At 38.0% G+C, this 18,718-nt stretch carries 15 protein-coding genes and 2 pseudogenes; 13 read left to right on the top strand and 4 right to left on the bottom strand.

Going from position 1 to position 18,718, the window contains the following annotated elements:
• Window position 1 precedes the first annotated feature (1 nt).
• The 13 genes and pseudogenes from RBI_RS12750 to RBI_RS12690 all read left to right on the top strand — a co-directional run bounded on the left by RBI_RS12750 (window position 2) and on the right by RBI_RS12690 (window position 12,491).
• Window positions 2-1,324, top strand: a complete 1,323-nt coding sequence (locus RBI_RS12750) for a M28 family peptidase (protein WP_041337469.1) — start codon at window positions 2-4, stop codon at window positions 1,322-1,324.
• Window positions 1,325-1,339: 15 nt separating this feature from the next.
• Window positions 1,340-2,002: a cyclase family protein gene (locus tag RBI_RS14315; protein ID WP_022288058.1), complete on the top strand. Its 663-nt coding sequence runs from the start codon at window positions 1,340-1,342 to the stop codon at window positions 2,000-2,002.
• Window positions 2,003-2,021: 19 nt separating this feature from the next.
• The gene (gene speB / locus RBI_RS12740; protein ID WP_041337468.1) at window positions 2,022-2,924 is read left to right on the top strand and encodes an agmatinase; all 903 of its coding nucleotides are present in this window, start codon (window positions 2,022-2,024) and stop codon (window positions 2,922-2,924) included.
• 135 nt (window positions 2,925-3,059) lie between these two features.
• Window positions 3,060-3,611, top strand: a complete 552-nt coding sequence (locus tag RBI_RS15310; RefSeq protein ID WP_242843699.1) for a PucR family transcriptional regulator ligand-binding domain-containing protein — start codon at window positions 3,060-3,062, stop codon at window positions 3,609-3,611.
• The gene (locus RBI_RS15305; RefSeq protein ID WP_041337466.1) at window positions 3,605-4,183 is read left to right on the top strand and encodes a PucR family transcriptional regulator; all 579 of its coding nucleotides are present in this window, start codon (window positions 3,605-3,607) and stop codon (window positions 4,181-4,183) included. The genes RBI_RS15310 and RBI_RS15305 overlap by 7 nt, the downstream gene beginning before the upstream one ends.
• Window positions 4,184-4,308: 125 nt before the next feature.
• Window positions 4,309-5,673 (top strand): aspartate aminotransferase family protein, encoded by a 1,365-nt coding sequence (locus RBI_RS12725; RefSeq protein ID WP_041337465.1) that lies wholly within the window; start codon window positions 4,309-4,311, stop codon window positions 5,671-5,673.
• 28 nt (window positions 5,674-5,701) lie between these two features.
• A complete protein-coding gene (locus tag RBI_RS12720; protein WP_041337464.1) occupies window positions 5,702-6,832 on the top strand; it encodes an iron-containing alcohol dehydrogenase in 1,131 nt (376 codons plus the stop codon).
• Between the two features lie 23 nt (window positions 6,833-6,855).
• A complete protein-coding gene (locus RBI_RS12715) occupies window positions 6,856-8,337 on the top strand; it encodes an aldehyde dehydrogenase family protein (RefSeq protein WP_041337463.1) in 1,482 nt (493 codons plus the stop codon).
• Between the two features lie 293 nt (window positions 8,338-8,630).
• Window positions 8,631-9,437 (top strand): hypothetical protein, encoded by an 807-nt coding sequence (locus RBI_RS12710; protein ID WP_041337462.1) that lies wholly within the window; start codon window positions 8,631-8,633, stop codon window positions 9,435-9,437.
• A 50-nt stretch (window positions 9,438-9,487) separates the two neighbouring features.
• Complete coding sequence (locus RBI_RS12705) at window positions 9,488-10,408, top strand: TFIIB-type zinc finger domain-containing protein (RefSeq protein ID WP_041337461.1); 921 nt, start codon at window positions 9,488-9,490, stop codon at window positions 10,406-10,408.
• Between the two features lie 117 nt (window positions 10,409-10,525).
• Window positions 10,526-10,654: pseudogene (locus RBI_RS12700) on the top strand (AbrB/MazE/SpoVT family DNA-binding domain-containing protein); the annotation flags it as partial.
• Window positions 10,655-10,800: 146 nt separating this feature from the next.
• A complete protein-coding gene (locus RBI_RS12695) occupies window positions 10,801-11,751 on the top strand; it encodes a helix-turn-helix domain-containing protein (RefSeq protein WP_041337459.1) in 951 nt (316 codons plus the stop codon).
• A complete protein-coding gene (locus tag RBI_RS12690; protein ID WP_041337458.1) occupies window positions 11,745-12,491 on the top strand; it encodes a hypothetical protein in 747 nt (248 codons plus the stop codon). Before RBI_RS12695 ends, RBI_RS12690 begins: the two co-directional genes overlap by 7 nt.
• A gap of 396 nt (window positions 12,492-12,887) precedes the next feature.
• Here RBI_RS12690 and RBI_RS12680 read toward each other — a convergent pair.
• The 4 genes and pseudogenes from RBI_RS12680 to RBI_RS12665 form a co-directional block, all read right to left on the bottom strand.
• Window positions 12,888-13,788, bottom strand: a pseudogene (locus RBI_RS12680) (IS256 family transposase).
• Between the two features lie 323 nt (window positions 13,789-14,111).
• Window positions 14,112-14,573 carry a CFI-box-CTERM domain-containing protein gene (locus RBI_RS14855; protein ID WP_147337891.1) on the bottom strand — a complete coding sequence of 154 codons (462 nt, stop codon included), beginning with the start codon at window positions 14,571-14,573 and terminating at the stop codon, window positions 14,112-14,114.
• Window positions 14,574-14,586: 13 nt separating this feature from the next.
• Window positions 14,587-15,759 carry a tetratricopeptide repeat protein gene (locus RBI_RS12670; RefSeq protein ID WP_041337453.1) on the bottom strand — a complete coding sequence of 391 codons (1,173 nt, stop codon included), beginning with the start codon at window positions 15,757-15,759 and terminating at the stop codon, window positions 14,587-14,589.
• A 39-nt stretch (window positions 15,760-15,798) separates the two neighbouring features.
• Window positions 15,799-18,531, bottom strand: a complete 2,733-nt coding sequence (locus RBI_RS12665; RefSeq protein WP_148303622.1) for a zinc ribbon domain-containing protein — start codon at window positions 18,529-18,531, stop codon at window positions 15,799-15,801.
• Between the last annotated feature and the right edge of the window lie 187 nt (window positions 18,532-18,718).

The raw sequence follows: 18,718 nt of genomic DNA, 5'->3' as shown, positions 1-18,718 counted from the left end.
AATGAGCAAAGATTATTCTGAGATAGCATACAAACATACACGTTTTTTTGTTGAAGAATGCGGAGAGCGTATCGCAGGCACTACACCGATGAACAAGGCAGCAGAACACGCTGTCGAAGTGTTCAGATCTCTCGGCATGAAATATATCCAGCATCATTTTCAAGTACCTGTTTGCAGAACTGAAAAAAGCGTTGTTGAGTTGATCTCAAACAAGCAGATCACACCTCTGCCACATACTAATGTGTGCTTCTGCACAGATACACCAGAGGGTGGCTTAACAGCGGAAGCTGTACTTATACATTCAGACGTCAAGAAAATGGGTGTTATCGGCGAGATCTATCCTATCAGTGACAAGTGTATAAAAACAGATATCAAAGGAAAGATCGTAGTTATAGAGCGAAGCGTTCTTATGGATTACCCAGATATAGACACCTACAAGGTACTTGAAAAATATAAGCCCGCTGCCGTAATATTCACAACAGACGAGTCACAGCAAGGCATACCATATGTGTATTCAAATTTTGAGTACAGAGAAGCACAGTATATGCTGCCGTCATTCATAATGAACAAAAATGATGTGAATAAACTGTTCAGCCAAAATGATAAGGTCATACTGCACGTTGAATTAAAAACTCAGGTTCAGAAAAAAGAAAGCACCAATACGATAGGTGTGATAGAGGGTACAGACAAGCAAGATGAAGTGATCTTGATCTCAGGTCATCTTGACTCGGCAGTCAGCAGCAAAGGTGCTGTTGATGATGCAGGTGCAATAGGCACTGTTATGGCATTAGCAGAAAAATACAAGGCTCTATCCGACAAGGGCGTCAGAACACATAGGACCTTGTATTTTGCCTGCTGGTCGGGTCACGAACCTGGTCTGCACGGAAGTAAATACTTTTTGCAGCAAAACCAGGACATTTACAAACGTATAAAATATAATATCAATTACGATATCATTGGAATGGCAACGCCTTATTCCATAACCTATGCAGGCGTAAAAGACTTTGAAGCGATATTTGAAAAAGTATTTGAAAAGTGCGGCTCAACGTTGGACATTTTTTCCGGACCCGTTCCCTGTGACACACTAAATCTCACATCAAACAAAATCCCTAGTCTTACTATGTCAAACGGTGGATTCGTATGGGGACATACGCCTGCTGATGATATGAAAAACATTGACAAAAGGGGCTTTGATCAGCCTATTGATTTCTCAAGTGAGCTTATAAACTATCTTGACAGCATTGAAAAAATACCTCAGGGATACACTGATGATATTGAAAAACAGCTTGATATATATGCCACACGATATGGCTGGGATTTCTGACAGGGGGCATATGTTATGAAAATAATTGATCTGAGCGGCGAATATACAGAAAAAATGTGGTATTATGGTGAGCCATACACGCCATACAGCGTAAAAGATCTTGCGTGTGTCGATAAAAATGGCTATATCGCAAGAGAATATACACTGACAGCCCACACAGGCACTCACATAGAAAATAGCGCTCATTGGAGCGAAAATGCACAGGGAATAAGCGAGACCCCTATTGAGAAATTCGCAGGTAACGCTCGGTTACTTTACCTGCCGTTCTCAGAAAGCAAAGAGATAACAGTGAAAAGACTAAAAGCAGCAGGTGCTGATGATCTTGAAAAAGACGAGATATGTATTATCCGAACAAATTGGGATAGCTTTTGGAACAAAAAAGAATATGTATCTGAAAGCCCATATATTACAGTACCTGCGGCAGAATATCTTGTATCAAAGGGAATAAAACTCGTGGGAATGGACAGCCCTATGATAGGCGATCCGAATGACGGGATCTCATCAGTAGGAGCTGACCTCGTTCTTCCCGACTATAAGTTTTCAGAAGCAGGGATACCGATAATACTTGGTCTTGTAAATTTATCATCTCTGCCTGAAAAGTTCTTTTTTACAGCCTTTCCACTAAAACTGCATAACGGTGAAGGAAGTCCCTGCCGTGCAACCGCAATAACATTTTAAGATAAAGGAGCTATTTATTATGGAATATGAAATTCAGAAACATCTGCATTATGCAGGAATACCAAGTTTTAATCTTTATCCGTACACACAGGATACTGAATGTGCTGACATAACTATAATGGGTGTACCTTTCGATAGTGGTGTTACAAATCGTCCAGGTGCAAGACTTGGACCAAGAGCTATAAGAAATATGAGTCAGCTCACAAACTGCTTTGCCTACCCATGGAGCTACAAACTCAGCGATAAAGCAAAGATCGTTGATTACGGCGATGTAGGATACTATGTGGGTGCAAATACAACGAAGGTAATGCTTGAGGAAACGTATAATACTGCAAAAAAAGTTTTTGAATCTGGCAGCAAACTTCTTACCCTTGGCGGAGACCACACTATTCCATATGGTATGGTCAGAGCTGCAAGCGAAAAGTTTGGAAAACTTGCTCTGCTGCATTTTGACTCTCATCAGGACAGCACTCCGTCCACTGATGGAAATGTATCCCACGCAAACTTCGCATATGACTTACAGGCTGAGGGGTGTATCGACCCGTCACATTCGGCGCAGGTTTTTATAAGAACTGAAATGACTAAATGTGGATATAATATTTTCTATGCTATGGACGCTGTAAATATGAATATGAAAGAGCTAGCTAGACAGTTGAAAGCCATTGTGGGCGATATGCCTGTATACATAACCTTTGATATCGACGCTCTCGATCCCTCGGCTGCACCAGGTACAGGTACGCCTGTTATCGGCGGTCCTACCTCAGCTCAGGCAAGGCGACTACTTTACGAACTGCGTGGTATCAATGTTGTAGCAGCAGATCTTGTAGAGGTGCTTCCCGCATATGACCACAGCGAGATCACCGCACTTGCGGCGGCAACGATCGCACAGGACCTTATGTATCTTATGTATAATAAAGAATAAATCTCGCATCTCCAGCCCATAGTTTTACCTATGGGCTAAAGGTGTTTTTAGGAGTGATAACAAATGAACTGCGAAGATCTAATGAATATTCCCAAAATATATTCAGGAATGAAGCTTATAGCGGGTGGGTCAGGAATGTACAGAAACATACGGTGGATATATTTTGCCGATTGTACACAATGTCTTTCAGATGATTTTAAAGTCTCACAGTTGATACACGGAGGAGAACTTGTTATTGTCACAAATGCAGCACTCACAGACAATGATGACAAAATGCTCAGTATGATTGTGGAAATGAACCAAAAGAATATAGCTGGGCTTGTTATAAATGTCGGACAGATATCACCTATGCTGACCGAATACTGCAATGACAACGAACTACCGCTGTTTGAATTGTCCTATGATCTGCACCTCATTGATCTTTCACAGATCGTATGCAAGGCATTGGTGGAAGAAGAAAGCAACACAAACTCGATAGATCAGCTTCTTGCTGCAATAATTTATTCCTCTAATATAAATGACGCTGATATAAAGATACGGGCAGGCTATCTAGGCACTAGTATATCGGATAAAAATCATATAGTCGTGCTGAAGTTAAACAAAAACAACAAACTTCAGGACTCTTATGAAAATCTGCAAAGATATATCAGATATGAATTTAAAAACTATGGTTTGCAAAAATGCTGATGCTCTGGCAAATAGATACAGGCATAATGCTTATCCCCTCGGAGCTATTTAGCCGCGATCTGCTCTCCAATATACTCACAAGGATAATAGACCACATTAGTTCTTACTACGGCATTGACGCAAAGGCAGGGATAGGATCTGCATATGAATACATATCGGAATTAAAGAAAAGCTTTCAGGAAGCTCTGAACTCCATTAAAATATCACACTCTGAAAGTAAAAGTCAGAAAATATTCTTTTACGATAATCTCGGTATCTACTCGCTTATCGCGCAGATAAAAAATGATAAGTTTCTTGATGAATATGTAAATAATCATATAGGCAAACTGATACAATCTGATGTTTTGCAGGAGGGCGACCTTTGCAAAACGCTTGAAGCCTATCTTGATCATAACTGCAACGCTGCCGCCGCAGCAGAGCACCTGTTTATCCACAGAAATACAATGCGCTATCGTATGGATAAGATCAAAAAGATACTTTGCTGCGAACTTGATGATCTTGACGTCTATCTTGAACTTAAAATGGCGTTTGAGATCAAAAACTATCGTGAAAGTCAAAAAGATCAGTCATAATTTATTGTGTGCATACACCACAATAAAGATTATAAAGACAACACATTGCTGTTATACTGTTTTTTTCTTATAATTATATCAAAGGAAAAAACTTTCCGTAATAAAAGAACTGGAGTGACTTTATAATGCTAAGAAATTCATTGCCAACTATAATTACAGATAAGGTTCCAGGACCAAATGCCTGTGTACTTTTGAAAAAAAGGGACAACGCACTGCCTAAAGCGCTCTGTGGCTATACATATCCTATATGTATCAAGCGTGGAGAGGGCGCAATGCTCGAAGATGTTGACGGAAACATCTTTCTTGATTTTATCGGAGGTGTCGGCGTTCTCAACATCGGCTACAGCAGACCTGAGGTCGTGAAAGCTGTTCAAGATCAGGCAGAAAAATATTTTCACTGCATTTTCAATGTGGTGGCACACAGTGGTTACATTGAACTTGCTGATAGGCTCAACAAACTTATGCCATGCAAAGGTGATAAACTGAAAACATTCTTTGCAAACAGCGGTGCAGAGGCAGATGAGAATGCAGTAAAGATAGCCAAAGCATATACAGGAAGAAAAGGCATCATCTGCTTCTCTGGTGCATTCCACGGAAGAACAAATCTTACAATGGCTCTTACAGCAAAAAAATCTTATGCAAAGGGAATGGGTCCTTTCCCGTCTGATATTTACAGAGCTGAGTTCCCTTACCTTTATCATGCACCAAAAGGATATTCTGAACAAGAAGCAATAGCATATTACCTAGACAAACTCAACACTCTTTTTGATGAAGCTGCACCTGCCAGTGATATTGCAGCAATGATAGTCGAACCTGTTCAAGGAGAGGGTGGTTTTGTCCCCGCACCTATCGAATGGGTAAAAGCCGTCAGAAAGATATGCGACGATAATGGTATTTTACTTATTGCTGATGAAGTACAGTGTGGAAACTGTCGAAGTGGCAGATACTATGCCTCAGAATATTGGAAGGAAGCAGGTGCTGCACCAGATATTATAGCAACAGCAAAATCTCTTGGCGGCGGCGTTCCAATAAGTGCAATAACCGCCCGTGAGGAAATTATGGATTCAGTACCTGTGGGAACTATTGGCGGAACATATTGTGGAAATCCTCTTGCCTGTGCTTCTGCACTCAAGGTAATGGATATAATGCTGGAAGAAGATTATGCAGGCAAAGCTGAAGAAATAGGTAAAAAGGCAACTATATTTTTCAGCGGTCTTAAAGAAAAATATGAAGAGGTAGGAGATGTAAGAGGTCTTGGCTCGATGCTTGGCGTGAAATTTGTAAAGACTAAAGCAGAAAAAGAACCAAACGGCGAACTTGTTTCTAAGGTGATACAGAACGCCCTTCAAATGGGACTTATGCTTGAAAATGCTGGCACACACGGAAACGTTATAAGATTTCTTGTCCCTCTGTGTGTAACAGACGAACAACTTGAAAAAGGCTTTGAGATATTTGAGACCGCTTTGGTAAAAGCAAAGTCTGATAAATAATACAAGAAAAGAGGTATTAAACGTGAGTATGGATTTTAATTACTACCTGCCTGTAAATATTGTTTTTGGAAGAGGAAAAGTCAGCTCTGTTGGAATCATCGCAAGCGATCACGGCAAAAAGGCACTTGTTGTCACAGGAAAAAGCAGCACAAAGCGCTCTGGGTTGCTTAACCGAATTTGCAGTCACTTAAAAAAATCAGGTATCGAATATACTGTTTTTGATAAAGTACCACAAAATCCTCTTACAACGACAGCTGAGCAAGCTGCACGAATAGCAAAAGACAACGGCTGCGATATGGTCATAGGCGTCGGCGGTGGAAGCGTTATGGATTGTGCAAAGGCAGCAGCATTTATCGCAGTAAATGACGGTGATATAAATGACTACATATTCAATCGTCTGAAAAGCGGCAAAGCTCTGCCGATAATACTTATCCCAACGACCTGCGGAACAGGCAGTGAGGGAAACGGATTTGCTGTATTAACAAACCCGGAAAACGGAGATAAAAAATCACTAAGATGCAATGCAATAGTTGCAAAGGCGTCTATCATTGATTCTGAATGTATGATGACTATGCCGAAAAATGTTTTGGCAAGTGTCGGTTTTGATGCCTTTTGTCACTGTATGGAAGCCTATATAAGCCGCATTGCTCAACCATTTACGGATATTATGTGCGAAAAGGCAATGAAGCTTATTGCAGATGATCTTCCAAAGCTTTTTAAGGGTGACAATAACCCAGAGTACTGGGACAAGATAAGTCTTGCAAGCACAATGGGGGGAATGGTCATAAATACCGCAGGTGTTACACTTGCACACGGTATGGAACACCCTGTCAGCGGTTTCAAGAATGCCGTACACGGCAAAGGTCTTGCAGCCATAACCCCTGCAGTAACAGAAGCAAGCATAAAAGGTGACCCACAGAAACTTGCATTTATTTCAAAAGTGTTAGGCGGCAATAATGAGAATGATTGTGCAGAACAGATAACAAAATTTATCGACTCACTTCGTCTTACCTGTACGTTATCAGATTTTGGAGTAAAAGAAAGTGATATCGATATGCTGACAGACAGCTGTATGAAAGTTTCAGCAGCAGGTATATCCTATCATCCCGTAAAATTTGACAGGTCACACATAAGAGATCTATATTTAAAGTCACTGTAAATCAAGCCAAAGGAGTTCTTTCTATGCGCAGATATAAAACATACATTAACGGAGAATGGTTTGAAGGCGCTTCGGGAATCGTTCTGAGATCTGTTGATCCTTCAAATAACAAAGAGTTAGGCGAGATAGTGCAAAACAGCAAGGAAGATGTGGAATATGCAATAGAAAGTGCCTCACGTTCCTTTTACAAAACCAGAGAATGGCGTGATCTTGATGTTCAGCAACGAAGCGACAAGCTTCTAAAGATCGCTGATATGATAGAGAGCGAGATTGATGAAATAGCTAAGACAGAGTCAATGGACAACGGCAAGCCCTTGCGTGAAGCGCAGGCAGATGTTGACGATGCTGTGCATTGTTTCCGTTATTATGCAGGGCTTATCCGTACACCAAGCGGTCAAACTTACAATGTAAACAGCAATTTCGGCAATATGCACTCATACACAGTGAAAGAACCAGTGGGTGTCTGCGCACTTATCACACCTTGGAATTTTCCATTTTTGATGAGCGTATGGAAAATAGCCCCTGCACTTGCGGCTGGCAACAGTATAATTTTCAAGCCAAGCTCTGAAACGGTACTTTCGGCATTGAAGCTTTTTGAGATACTTGATAAATGTGATCTACCAAAAGGCACTGCAAATCTGGTCATCGGTTCAGGAAGCACAGTTGGAAATCTTTTAGCCGAAAGCAAAAAGGTAGATATGATTACATTCACAGGCAGCACATCCGTTGGGCAAGGCATAATGCGAGCTGCTGCTGGCAACGTAAAAAAAATAGGGCTTGAACTCGGTGGAAAGTCACCTAATATCGTCTTTGCAGACACGGATATCGACAAGACCGTTGAATGGGTAATGATGGGTATATTTTTAAATCAAGGAGAAGTCTGCTGTGCAGGATCAAGGCTGATAATAGAAAAATCGATAAAGGATAAATTTCTAAAAAAACTTGTCGAGAGAACTGATAAGCTTACCCTTGGCGCTCCTCTTGATAACCCTGATATGGGTCCGCTCATATCAAAAAAGCATATGCAGGACGTACTTGGATATATTGAAAAAGGAAAGGCAGAGGGAGCAAAACTTCTTTGCGGTGGATACAAATGTACAGATGACGATCTTGTCAACGGAAATTTCATCAAGCCTGCCATATTTGACGATTGCACCTCTGATATGTCAATAGTTCGTGAAGAAATATTTGGTCCTGTACTTACTGTGCTGACTTTTGAAACAGAGGAAGAAGCAATAGAATTGGCAAATGATACAGATTATGGACTCGCAGGTGCTGTTTTCTGCAATGATACCGCAAAAGCTCTAAGGGTGATAAAAGAAGTTCGTGCAGGTATAACGTGGATAAACTGCTATAACCCAGCCTTTTCAGAAGCCCCGTGGGGTGGCTACAAAATGAGTGGCATTGGCAGAGAACTTGGCACAAGCGGTCTTGATGAATATCAGGAAACAAAGCAGATAAACATAAATATATCTGGTACACCTCTTGGGTGGTATAACCACTAGATTATACAAACCGCCGCAGGTCACGAATTAATGCGACCTGCAGCGGAATTTTTTTATCCCCCTTATTTCAAAAACTCCCCACTTTTTGAAATAACACCCCTCGCTCCCCACTCCTTATTTCAAAAGCACCCCCTATCAACGTTTACATCTGCAAAATTTACACTTTGTTTACAAAATGTAATCGTTATCCTAAGCAGCCAGCTTAACAAATCGTGGAAATAATGTGGTATAATGACAGTACATAATAAATAGTGTCAAAAAAAGCACTATAGAAGAATATGGAGGAATTTCTTATGAAGAATGGTTATTTAGTATTATCACTTGTTATTTCAACATTGATTTTAAGTTCTTGTGGAAACAATACTAAAAGCAGCAATAAATCAATCAATAATTCACAGCAAACCGATTTCACAACAACAACGATCTCAACAACAACGTCAGATGAGGTTGCGACCACCACGCTAACCACAAGCGAGGTTACGCAAGATGTCCATGAAGATACATTTATAACAAATGTAAAAAAGAAATTAGATTATGCAAAAGAAAATATGTCTGTTTTTGATTATGACGAAAACAGCATTAATGAAACTGAAACCAGAAACATTGAGGTTATCTGCACTATAACTGTTAACAACACACCAACAAAACTTAAATGCACTATTACCGGCTCAGATGATAACAGCATTGAAAGTATGTCTATCATATATGATGATCTAGGAGAATGGATAAGGGAATATTACGAAGACGCAGACTGTACTATTGAAAAAACGAGCGATGAAATTTCGGAAGTTGACGCTTTAAATATACTCAGAATGTTTTATGCCAGTGCAATTTTATACACTGATGTTGGTCTTTCTTCTGAAGATATTAGCGATTCGTGTGATATTCTTGACACTTCTTTAGAAAGATATAGGTACACCGGAGATTACTTAACTGACGAGTCTGATTCGGTTTCGGTAAAATGCGGAAACTATGTCTACCTGTTATCCATAACACCAAATGGAAGTAATGCACTCTCATTGTCAGTATATAGTATTGATTATTATAACGAAAACATGGATTTAGCTGGTTTACCACATTATAGCGGACCAGAAATATAATAATTTTTTTAATCACGAAAATACAAATCACAGAAAGAAGATGTTAAAGCATGAAACAAATCGTATGCGAAGTTTGCGGTAGCAATGATTTAGTCAAAGAGGACGGCTGCTTTATCTGTCAGTATTGCGGTGCTAAATATTCACCTGAAGAAGCTAAACGTCTTATTGTCGAAGTTAATGGCAAGGTCGATGTGTCAGGAAGTAAAGTCACAGTCGATAACACCTCTTTTGTAGAGCGTTCCCTCGAAAACGCACGCCGTGCAAAAGCTAAAGAAGATTGGGAAGAATGTGAAAAATACTATAACATGGTAGAGCAGTATGAGCCAACAAATATTGAGGCTATTTTTTACTCCAGCTATGGAAAAGCAAGAATGGCACTTGTAGATTCTGACCGCTTTAAAAGAGAACAGAAAATTAAAGTGTTAAAAAATTCGATATCTGTAATTGATGACAATTATGATAGCTCACCAAAAAAATACGAAGAAAACAAAGCTTTGATTCAAAGAATCAATTCTGATTTGCTTGCTTTTTTAAATAGTTCATTTGTAATGAATACAACGACTGAATATGGTAAGAATGGCAGTTATACAACTAATGATAGTGAATACACTTATGATATGTTCGTGGAACTATCATTGGGAATGATCGAATCAATAGAACATATCATACATACTATACCGGACAAATATAAGACAACATATCTTTGGAAAATCATACGCCAACAATATGCATATATATATTCTGTATGTCGAAAAACGTCCTACCGCCATAACTATAAAAATAAAAGGCAATGGCTTGATTCAATAAATAGAGTTGACGAAAAATTGAAACAGTTAGATCCTAATTATTTAGAAGCTGATCTTGAAGAACTTCCAAGGACAACCAATGAAGTAAATGCCATTATAGCCGCTGCAATCGTAATAATAATGATAATCATATTAGTTATATACTACATTTCCCAATCAATGTGATAATGAACAATAAAAGCTAAAATCCATACGATTATCACTCGCTTTTTTCCTGCATAAATTCCCCACCTCTGCAAATAATATTACTGCAATTTTGAAAAAACAACGGAGGTCATAAATATGAAAGCAACAGGAATTGTCCGCAGGATCGACGATCTCGGCAGAGTTGTCATACCTAAAGAAATAAGGCGCACCATGCGTATCCGTGAGGGCGACCCGTTACAGACAACGTTGAACTACGAACTGGAATGCTGTATGTGTCTGCTGAGAATTGCGGACAGGCTGTACATAAAATAAATTAAAAGCAAAAACTATAAACAGCTTGACATTTTGATAAGAATGTGTTATTTTAAATCTGTAACTTAAATTACGTTATAGATTTAAAAGGTGAGCATATGAGAGAATACCTAAAAAAAACGTTAAGACAAAACGTTAAAATAAAAGAGAATAATGACCTATACGACCGATTGCCGCTTGCTTTCAAAGGGAGATACGATCTATTTGATGTTGAAATCAACGGAATAGACTGGCTTGCAATTCAACCAAAAGGCGATGTTGGTCTTATTGCGCTCCGAAAGGACAGAGCTAAAGTTCAGAATATTTCAGGACTTAACTGTGCAATATTTCTTAAATCGACCACCCCTTATATCAAGGAAAAACTTGTCGAGGACGGCATCCCATTTGTACTGAAAGGCAAGCAGGTTTATTTGCCGTTTATAGGCTGCCTGCTGTCTAATTCAGGTGAACGTGATATTGCACCTGTTGATATTATTTCGTACTTGACGCAAAAGCTAATACTTATGGCAATCTATGAAAGGTGGAACAAGGTAACAGTATCAGAAGCTGCCACAAAGCTGGGCGTATCCAAAACGTCTGCGAGCAGGTGCTTTGATGAAATAGAATATCTGAATGTCAATATCCTTGATACAAAGGGCAAAGCAAGAGCTGTTACCGTTCCGTCTGATATAAAGCAGCTGTGGGAACAGCTTCAGCACATTCTTAGAAGCCCTGTTATTAGAAGATACGAGTTTCCGAATGATATATATTTAGACAAAAAGGCAGGAATCACTGCTCTGTGCGAGTATTCATTGCTCTCTGATAATGCTTACACTACCTATGCGGTGACAAAAAAAGAGTTATCTGACACAGGGGTAAAAAAGCTGAAGCAAGTTCGAAAAGGAGAAGCTATTGGCTGTGCAGTTCTTGAAGTGGGCTATTTCATTGACTATAACCATAAGCCGATACAAGACCCACTAAGCGCATCCCTGTCATTGACCAATGAAGAATTGCAGGACGAAAGAGTAATGAAATCTATAAACGAGATGTTGGAGGAATATGTGTGGTAAAAGGATTAGATACTTTCAGAAACTATTTTGCCGACTACGAAGAACAATATGTGCTTATAGGCGGTGCAGCCTGTGATATTATATTTGAAAGCAATGACGCAACTTTCAGAGCAACAAGGGATCTGGATATGGTTTTGATAGTCGAGGCTCTTACGCCTGAGTTTGGAGAAAGATTCTGGAAATTTATTCAGAACGGGAGATACCGAAATAAGACAACAAGTGTACAAAAGCCGCAGTTTTACAGATTTGATAAACCTGAAGATGATACCTATCCTAAAATGATAGAACTGTTTTGTAGGAATAATTTTGAACTTCGTAAAATGACAGGGATCACACCAATACACATAGATGATTCTGTTTCAAGTCTGTCAGCAATTCTGCTTGATGATGAGTATTATAAAGCTTTGCTGGAAGGAAAAGTTGTAAGAAACGGCCTGTCTGTTCTTCGCCCTGAATATCTTATTCTGTTCAAGGCAAAGGCATATCTTGACTTGAAACAAATGAAAGAGAAAGGCGAAGCTGTTGATTCGAGCGATATAAAGAAGCACAAAAAGGACATTTTACGAATAACAGCTGAGCTAATGCTTGAAAGCGTATCTGAATTACCCGCAAAAGTTAAATTAGATATTGATACTTTTATTGACTTGTTGGGGCAAGACCCATTTGACAGCAATTCCTTGAAAAGCTATGGACTTAAAAATGATGATGTAGTAGAGGTATTACATAGGATCTTTGGATGATAAGCAGTGTTCTTAATTATTATGAAGTACAGCGGTTGTGTTTTTATGCTACAGCAAAAAAATTCAACTCCGTTTTGAAATTGGTGCGTTTTTATTATATTTTCTGCTTGCGTTTTTGAGATTGACGGATAGGTTGTGCATAAAGTAAAACGGAAACTGGACGGATAGTGCAGACACGCATTTTTTACCGTTTGTGAGCGAAGCTGGCTCTGCGAAAAAATCTCTGTAAATTAATCAACTGTGATAAAAACATTAGTTGGGAGTGGCATAAAATTTGCCACTCTAATTTTTTACAGTATACAATGGGTACTGTAATTTGTCAAGGTTCTTTTTGAAAATCAGCCTGATGGAGTGGAGCACAGCGCAATGGAATCAGGCTGATTTTCAGCGGCTCGCTCAGCCAAGCCTGTCGGGATACATGATTTCAAGCTCACCAAGAACTCTGCACCAGTTTCTCAGTGGCATAGTCCATTTTTTCGCTATTTTATGAGTTGCAAGATACAGAGCCTTCAACAGCGCCGTATCGCTCGGAAATACGCTTCTCTGTTTGTTCAGACGGCGGTATCCGCTGTTACGGCTCCTTTCATACCCGAAAGACCATCGGCACATATCACGAGGACGTCCTTTACGCCACGATTTTTTAGCTCGTTCAGAACGCCAAGCCAGTACTTTGCACTCTCGTTTTCACCGATATGTATGGACAATACCTGCTTATGTCCTGTAAGACTGACAGCAAGAACAACATACGCTGCAAGCTTTTTATCTGTCCGTTTTCTCGTACAGAAAGATGTACAGCATCAATAAATACAATGGGATAAACCTCATCAAGCGGACGTTTCTGCCAGTCCTCTATCTGCGGAAGGAGACGGTCTGTGATATCGGATACCATACCATCGCTGACCTCAAATCCGTAAATATCTTCGATGGTATCGCTTATCTGGCGTGTTGTCATGCCCTTTGCGTACAGCGATATTATCTTCTGTTCGATACCTGAAATATCCTTTTGACGCTTTTTTACGACCTTAGGCTCGAATGTTCCGTCTCGATCCTGTGGTACTTCGATCTCGGTTTCGCCTAAATTTCCACGTATCTTCTTTGTTTTCTTTCCATTACGGTAATTGGAGTTGTCCGAGCGTTCATATGAACTGTACCCTAAGTGTTCATCCAGCTCTGCCTCAAGCATTTCCTGTATAGTGCCGCCAAGAAGATCCTTCAGAGCATCTTCTATATCCCTTGCTGACCGGATATCATACTCCTTGAGCAGCATTCCGATGATGTTCTTTTTTCCTTCACTCATTGGTTCTCTTTTTCTTCTTCCCATAAAAAATCAGCCTCCTGTGTTATTTCTATTTTACCACAGTTGACTGACTTTTTACAGACTTTTTTTTCAGAGGGTCGAAAAGCAGCGACATTGCTGCCGCTGCTTTCCACCGTTTTATCTCGCAGCTTGCATAGGGTCGCTCCTCAGCGTTGCCCTATTTGGCTGCAAATATAGTATTGATTTTATTTTGGGTGTTATACGCATTTACACAGTTGTTTTTTCAGAACCGAAATAGGACCTAATGGATACGTCACTATATTGAAAATGTCTTTTAGTATACTATTTATTAATTTTACGAGTCATAATTTTTCTGCCCAAAACATCATACGTACATACTCACATACAGCATCGTCGTATTTTTTAGTTTCAATAAGATCTACGATATAAACGATTTTACTATAGATTTCATTGTAAATCTCATCTTTTCTATCTAATTTGTTGATCTTTTCTATAATTGCAGGTGCTGTTTCATAGTAAATTTTTATTAACCCATTTCCGAAAACAGACTGTTTCATATAATGATCTCTTAAAGATCTTAATGTTGTTAGCTCGTAGCAATCATCAGGTAAGCCTTTATGTTCGCAGCAAGCTGTTGTTAAAAAACATCCTCCGGTGCTTGATATGTTTCCCTCTTCCCAATGGCTACACGAGTCATCTGCATAGTAATAAGATTTATACCAACTGCAATAGCCTTTCTTATATTCCCCCTCATAAGTATAATACTTACAGGAACCGCATTTATTCATTTCTACATAATCCATAATTATCATTTCCCTATCTGAATTTTAATTTTCCGAAAATATCCCTTTTGAATCTGATCAAAAATTTTTTTGCATCTTCAAACCCAAGTTTATATGCTGAATCAAAAGAATCATAAGCCATTGAAATCTCATTTATATTTAAACAAAAGATACCGTGTTTATAACATAATAAGCCTTCTAAATAAAATGTGATTTCAGCAATCTGAGGATAAGCGTCAGTCATTTTAGAAAGCTTTGATAAAAGACCATCTAATTTATCCGTATGGTTTTCATTTATATATAGATCACTTAATGAATCAATAATTGAATAATATAATTGATTTTTATCTTCAGAATCACTATTACATTCACCAATAATATATAAATAATCAGTACACAATTCAAGACCTTCAATATTTTTCGCTTTATCAAAAAAAAGAAACATTGCTTTTAAAATAAAAAATGAACTTTCATAATTATTATTGGTTTTTAAATATTTTTTTGCTACTGATATACCTTTTGGGACATTTGTCCACAATTCATTTATAGAACCATAATATAAATTTAAAAATGCATATTTTGCACAACAATCCATATTATCCGACATTCCGAGCTCATAATAATAGCTTGCTAATTTATAATTTGGCTCAATATTTTTTTCATCTGAAAATAAATCACCAAGTATTTTATAATTTTTTGAACGTTCAAGATAAAATACAGCTTTATTAATATCCTTCGGAAAGTCTGGTGTACCTGCAATATATAACTGACCAATAAGCGTATCTGATAATGGACATCCGCCTAATGCCTCACTTTTCTTTAGATACTCCGGAATTTTTTCATCTCTATTCGGCAAGTTTTCATTTTTCAGATATAAAAAAGCTGCGGCTGAGTATCCGGTTGGATCATGCGTTTCTTCAGAAAATGCACAATAATAATCTTCTGCTTTTTTTAGATCAACAGTTGTTCCAAGTCCTTCTTCATATATATTCCCCAAAATAAATCCCGATCCTGCACCTTCATATTCGTAAGCTATTTCAAGGAGCTGTCTTGCTTTCTCATAGTTTTGAGGTGCACCATTTTTTCCGTGACGAAAAAATACTCCTAATATCCATACAGCGTTCGGGTTGTGCTGATAATATGCTTCACGAACATATTCATAAGGCATTTGAGACAATTCTTGTTTTGTGCAATTCCTTAAGTCCATATATTACCGACCTCCTTTATATTTTTCAACCCGTATCAATCAAAATTTATTTCTTTCGGCATTTGATTTTAAATCATCAATAGTACAGCCATTACATTGCTCAATAGTTATTTCGTAAAAATTGTAATATGAATATTCATTCTCAGAAAATTCAAGTGCATCTCCTTTATAAATTTCCTCTGACGTTAATTTACCATTAGACAAGGAATACTTTGTAAGAAAGGTTATTATTCCACTGGGTGTATTTGCATTAACATCACAACCATGAGAATAATAATCTACAAGGCAATTGAGCGTTTTTGAATAATACAGATCATCCCAGCCAGTATCACTATCACCTGTAGATACTACCGATCCATCATCAGGGTCATATTCATATACATGAAACCTTGAGGCTGCTGCTGCTATATCATATATGTAAATCAATTCATCTGTACCATCTCTATTTATGTCAAATAAAGCGTAAGCGGGTTCTACGGAAGATTGTTGATTTAATTCCGATAATTTGTCAAGATATGCACTGTATATATCTTTAACATCAGTGTTCTTACCATCGTCGGGATTTTTATTTTTTTCTATGTTATCGGTGTCCTTTTTATCAGAACTGTCTTTAGGAATACTATCGATCATATCTTTAAGCGGAGGCCTAATGCTTTTATCTTCGGTATATTTAAAAGCATAATAAGATTCAGTCAATGCCTTTTTACGTTCTTCCTGAGTCATTTTTAGATAATCCAGCTTTTTTATAGTTTTAACTGACGCTTTTAAAGGAGTTTTATCTGCAAAATAATTGTTATATGCATTAATGACTTCACTTGATGTAGTTTCATCATTTCCTACTTTAAATGAAGAATACTTTTTATTTTCACCGTCATAATTAAAGTATATCTTCTCGGTACACCTTACTTTTTTATCGTTCTCTCCTAAAACAACTTCATTTAAGGTATATGCGCCTGCATCTTCAGGAAGATCTGTACCTGTGTATGCATAAAATTGTCCGTCTGCCAATATTATTTTTCCGTTTGAATCTTTATATGGAGTAAAGGTAAACGCATCATGTCCATAATCACTTCTGTTACTACTCCATACGGTATAGAGATCTTCTCCCGTTGCAATAATTCCATTATCTTTTTCATAAACAGTGAAGCATTTTTGCTCCTCCTGTCCGATCATAAGTCCATATCCGCCAATAATAAGTTCAGGTTCCCCATCTCCGGTTAGATCCTGGAACCACATTTCATCCTTTTCAGCATAATTATGACCAATATAACCTTTATACATTTCATATGAATCAAGCCAACCGGTACCGCTGTCCATAGGTTCATGTTCTTCCGACCAGCTTAATATTTCTTCAACGAATTCCGGCGTTTGTTGAGATGTGTTTTCATTTACTTCAACAAGCTTATTTTGACCTCCTATTGCAATTTTGGGAGTAGCAACTTCTGGCTTGATCTCATTATCGGTTAGATACATATCAGCCCATTCTATATCACTTTCACCCCAGATATCTGTTGCAAAATCAAGGGCTTCGTCTATGCTGTCTCCGCACATTAAGCTATAAACAAATGCGTCCTGAATATAGTAATTGTAATATGTATATACTGTTTCTGTATTTGCAATTACACTTAATGCTCCTGCGTCTTTGAATGCATTCACAAGCTTATCGTTTATGTATGCTTTACAGGAACCTAAAAATACTATTGATCCTTCAAGCTCGTTATTTTTATAGTGAGATGTAAAATAGGACGGCATAATACAGTAATAAGTATTTCCGGAGCTATCGTCATCATATGTCACTTGAATAATATTACCGTTAATTATATCATCAAAATATTCTCCGATATTTTGTTCAGTCACAACTTCCTTTGTACATATAATAGGAGTATCATTATAAAGTGTACCATGCTCTTCAATATCAATAAAATCATATCCAGCCAATTCCTCTGCAAAATCTGCAACAGTACAATCTGTGTCGATATCTGTTAAAAGCTTTTCGCTTGTCCACACATCTGAACGCTGATTTAACAATTCAAGCATATCATCGTATCCAAGACCATACATTACTTTTGCTTTCATATCAGTTTTGCTGTATGAATATTTTTCCGAATCAAAGGCTACTTTATTATCGATTGCTTTGATTTGACCGTTTTGATCTACATCGGCATAGTTTTTTGCTATTCCATTAACACTCTCGTCAAAAGGTTCCAGCATTACTCCGCCCAAAGAGCCATCGTTATAGACATATTCATAAATCATAGTATCTTCACTGTAGTCAATGTCGCTGATCATTGATTCCTCGACCATACAGTTTAATGCATTTTCGATTTTTTCTTTTTTGTCGTTCTCTGATCCATTCTTATAATCAGGATCGGATATTATATCTCTCAAAGTAGAGTTTACCTTTTCATAGCTTTCATAAGCGGTTTGGACTTGTTGAACAGTAGGTTTATTTGAGGATAGATATTTATATGCAAAAAAAGCTCCTATTCCCAGAACTGCAACAGAAAAAACACAAGCAGCTATTTTCTCAACACGATTTTTCTTCCGGGAAGAATTTATTTTAGACCTATTTTCCATGCAATTGGGGCATAATTTTCCTGGGTTAGAGCTGTGAATGGTAAATCCGGTGCCGCATTTGCTGCATTTCCTCATAACAATGGGATCGTAGTTGGGATCGTAGGGTATATTAATTTTAAATTTATATCCGCATATATTACAGCTTCTCGCATCTTCATTTAGCAGCTTCCCACATTTAGGGCATCTTTTATTCATTGTATGTCACTTCCTATGAATTACTTTGAAATTGTGGCTTTGTTGAGTATTTTTCCTTTTTTCCGTATATACTTCTATCGTTTTTGTCTTATAATCAATTTTTATAATATATTGCTCATCATTTTTTAATGTCAGAAGCGATCTCGTTCCGTCTTCGGGTTTGTCAAATGCCGTATAAACGAATTTT

This window comes from Ruminococcus bicirculans (ex Wegman et al. 2014) (assembly GCF_000723465.1).
GTDB classification, from domain to species: Bacteria; Bacillota; Clostridia; order Oscillospirales; family Ruminococcaceae; genus Hominimerdicola; species Hominimerdicola aceti.
This window is presented reverse-complemented; position numbering and strand designations above follow the sequence as displayed.